Below are 3,564 nucleotides of genomic sequence, written 5' to 3'. Positions count from 1 at the left end.
ACGCATGCCTGCGCCGCTTCCCCCGCCACCTCCGCGTCGCCGTCGAACCCCGCCACACCTCCTGGTGGACCGACCAGACCCGCCGCACCCTCGAACACCACGGCGCCGCCCTCAGCTGGACCGACCGCCAAGGCCGACCCCAGACACCCCTCTGGAGAACCACCGACTGGCTCTACCTCCGCCTCCACGAAGGCCCCGCACAACCCTGGCCCCACTACGACGACGAAACCCTCCGAGCCTGGGCCGACGAACTCGGCACCGCAGACGACGCCTACGTCTACTTCAACAACGACCCCGGCGGCGCCGCCGTCCGCAACGCCCTCCGCTTCACCGAACTCACCACCCGTCCCTGACCCGGGGGAGAGGGGTCACCCCCGCGGCGCGTACATGATCACAGCCACCCCGGCCAGGCAGATCAGCGCACCCGCGATGTCCCAGCGGTCCGGACGGAACCCGTCCACCACCACACCCCACGCCAGCGACCCGGCCACGAACACCCCGCCGTAGGCCGCCAGAATCCGCCCGAAATCGGGGGAGGGCTGGAACGTCGCCGCGAACCCGTACGCACCGAGCGCCAGCACCCCACCGACGATCCACAGCGCCCCGCGCTGCTCACGCCAGCCCTGCCACACCAGCCACGCCCCGCCGATCTCCGCCACCGCGGCGACCACGAACAACCCGACCGACCGGAGCACGCTCATGCCGCACACCCTATGAACCCGGCCGCCAGCCCCCAGCACGAGCCCACCGCATACCCAGTCGGTCGCCGCTGGCCCGCACGCCACCCAGATGGCAAGCGGCACCGGACGGGAACCCGGACGCCGAGGACGACCTGGTCAGCCGCGCCGGGCGGCGCGCACGACCACGTCGTGCAGCCCGACCTCACGGCCGCCAGGGCCGGTGAGCATGCGCTGCCGCTCCTCGGCGACGACGATCTCCCACTCCGCGCCGTCCAGCCGAGCCACGATGCCCGCGGCGGTCGCCGACGCCTCAGCCGGAGGCTCATGACCGTGGCCGGCGGCTTCGGGGGAGTGCAGATGCCCGACGATCAGCAAGCTGCCGCCGGGGGACACCCACCCGGCGACGCGCTCGTAGAAGTCCAGCTGCGGCATCGCAGGATGGGCATAGTGGGTCGTGACCAGGTCGAACCGCGTCCCCGGATCCCATACGCCCAAGTCGGCCTCGACCCACCGCACACGCTCGCCGACCCCGCTCGCGGCCGCCCGGCCGGCCGCGCGGGCCAGCGCCTCGGCCGAGATGTCGACCGCGGTGACCTCCCAGCCGCGCGCGGCCAGCCAGACCGCCTCGGCACCTGCGCCGCACCCCGCGTCCAGCGCCGTGCCCGGCGCCAGGCCGCCGACCTCCCGGTCCAGGTACGGATTCGGCGGGACGTCGTGCGCCCCTTCTGGACCGCCGCTCTGCTGCCAGTGCCGCTCCCAGTACTCCCTGTCGAACGCATGGTCGGGCCCGTGCGCCATCGGCCGTCCTCCTCGGTTACGACGATCCCGGCGGGTCTTTCCCTCGGGTTCGGCCTTTCACGATGCTGACGAACGGCACCGAACCGCAAACCTCGTTGCCGAATGGCAAAATCGTGGGGTGGATGAAGCCATCGACCGCACCCTGGACGCCGTCGGACCGAGACTGAAACGCCTCCGCCGGCAACGGGAGATCACACTCGCCGGCCTCGCGGAGCAGACCGGTATCTCCGCCAGCACCCTGTCCCGGCTCGAGTCCGGCCTGCGGCGCCCCACGCTCGAGCAGCTGCTCCCGCTCGCCCGCGCCTACGGGGTCTCACTCGACGAACTCGTCGACGCGCCGCCGACCGGAGACCCCCGCGTCAACCTGCGGCCCATTCCCTGCAGCGACGGCTCGGTCATCCTGCCGCTGACCCGCAGGCCCGGAGGCATCCAGGCGTACAAGTTCGTCCTCCCGGCCGGAGGCGACGACACCGAACCGGACCTGCGCACGCACGAGGGCTACGACTGGGTCTACGTCCTCAACGGGACGCTCCGTCTCGTCCTGGGCGAACACGACTTCACCCTCAGGCCGGGGGAGGCCGCGGAGTTCGACACGCGCACCCCGCACTGGTTCGGCGCCACCAGCGCCGGCCCGGTCGAGTACCTGAGCCTCATCGGACGCCAAGGCGAACGAGCCCACGTCCGCGCCGCACCCAAACGCCGCCCTGACGAGTGAAAAGTCCCAGAAAGTAGTGGTTCGCGAGCTATATCCTAAACCTAACAGAATTCAGCTTCTGTCTGGTTAGACGACTTCTAGTCGCCGACCGGAGGGAAGGCAGGGGCACGCGTGCAGGTGCCGGCCACGAAGTAACCACGGCACGACAACAGACCCGCACCCGGACACGACCCGCTCCGTTCCCAGGGGGCAGGCCGAGGGGATTGGGGCGGCCGGCCGCCGTGGCACGACGGAGTCGCAGTCAGCGGAAACTGTCCGGAATACGACCGGACGCGTACTGCAGCGCTACGACGAGATCTACAGACCACGCACATTTCGTCAGACCGCATAGATGACAAGGTCGTCGCTTTGGTCGGCATCGCGTCCGTGGCAGCGAGTCCGCAGCGAGTCGGTCCGAGCCGCCGTGCGGCCTCAACGCGGTGAGCACGAACGTGCGCTGGTACGAGCAGACCCGGTTGTGGCCCGGATCGCCCCGCTTCCAGACAGCTTGATCATTGGTCGATAATGTACATTATGTTAAGTAGCGCGCAGCCGAGTGGCGTCGCCTCCACTGCCGCTGAGGATGGGTCGGTGCCCGACGTCGGCGGCGTGCCCTCGTTACAGTGCAAGGGTTCCCTGGCGGCTATCCGAGTGGGGGCGCCGTGATTCCTGAGCGATTCGTTCGCGCGCTGGACGGTTTCGAGGCGGTGCTCGTCGCGACGCCGCCGGACAGGTGGTTGTCGCCGTCGCCGTGTGAGGGCTGGTGCGCCGTCGACGTCGCAGGGCATGTGACGGCGGGGCTGCTGGTGATCGAGATGCGCGCCGCGGGTCGGCCTCTCCCCCAGGATGATCCTGACTGGCGTGAGGTGGCCGGCGAGGATCCGGTGGCGTCGTGGCGTACGGTGCGGGCCCGGATGACGGCTGAGCTCGGTCCCGGGGCGCTGGGGCGCCGGATCGGGCTCGCGACGGGGCGAGAGGTCACGTTGCGGGAGTTCCTCGAGGAGTATCCGCTGGAGTTGCTCGTCCACACGTGGGATCTCGCTCGGGCGACCGGGCAGTCGGTGGTGTTCGATGCCGATCTGGTGGGGCCCGCGCTGGTGACGGCGAGGCGGTTGGCGCCTGGGGGGCGTGCGGCGGGGCAGGTCGGTCCGGAGCGCCCTCTTCCGGAGGACGCCGATGATCAGGCGCGGCTGCTGGCGCTGTTCGGTCGTGATCCGTTCGGTGGCTGATGTGGGGGCCACTCCCCTCCCCCGTCGTTGTGCGTGATCTGGCCGGTTACGACGTGCACCGTTGAGCTGTCGTCCGGTTGGTGGGCGGATCGGTGGTTGCCGGTGGCCACTCCTCTGCCGGCGGTGGTCGTCCTGGGGTTGGGGGGCCGGGGCGGCCGTGTAC

The 3,564-nt window shown here is 70.5% G+C and carries 5 protein-coding genes; 3 read left to right on the top strand and 2 right to left on the bottom strand.

What is annotated here, in order from left to right; genetic code table 11:
• A partial coding sequence (locus tag E1266_RS36305; RefSeq protein ID WP_132054985.1) for a DUF72 domain-containing protein occupies nucleotides 1–353 on the top strand: 353 nt, incomplete at its 5' end.
• 15 nt (nucleotides 354–368) lie between these two features.
• Here E1266_RS36305 and E1266_RS36300 read toward each other — a convergent pair.
• Both E1266_RS36300 and E1266_RS36295 read right to left on the bottom strand, forming a co-directional pair.
• Nucleotides 369–701, bottom strand: coding sequence for a YnfA family protein (locus E1266_RS36300; RefSeq protein ID WP_132054983.1), 333 nt, complete (start codon nucleotides 699–701; stop codon nucleotides 369–371).
• A 135-nt stretch (nucleotides 702–836) separates the two neighbouring features.
• Nucleotides 837–1,478, bottom strand: coding sequence for a class I SAM-dependent methyltransferase (locus E1266_RS36295; RefSeq protein ID WP_132054981.1), 642 nt, complete (start codon nucleotides 1,476–1,478; stop codon nucleotides 837–839).
• 118 nt (nucleotides 1,479–1,596) lie between these two features.
• Between E1266_RS36295 and E1266_RS36290 the strand changes: the two genes are divergently transcribed.
• Entirely contained in the window at nucleotides 1,597–2,193 is a 597-nt protein-coding gene (locus tag E1266_RS36290; RefSeq protein WP_132054979.1) for an XRE family transcriptional regulator, read from the top strand.
• A gap of 641 nt (nucleotides 2,194–2,834) precedes the next feature.
• Nucleotides 2,835–3,401 (top strand): TIGR03086 family metal-binding protein, encoded by a 567-nt coding sequence (locus tag E1266_RS36285; protein ID WP_165966362.1) that lies wholly within the window; start codon nucleotides 2,835–2,837, stop codon nucleotides 3,399–3,401.
• Nucleotides 3,402–3,564: the final 163 nt, after the last annotated feature.

It is taken from the genome of Actinomadura sp. 7K534, assembly GCF_004348575.1.
Taxonomy (GTDB): domain Bacteria; phylum Actinomycetota; class Actinomycetes; order Streptosporangiales; family Streptosporangiaceae; genus Spirillospora; species Spirillospora livida.
Note: the sequence above shows the minus strand (reverse complement) of the source record. Positions and strands in the feature narration are given on the sequence as shown.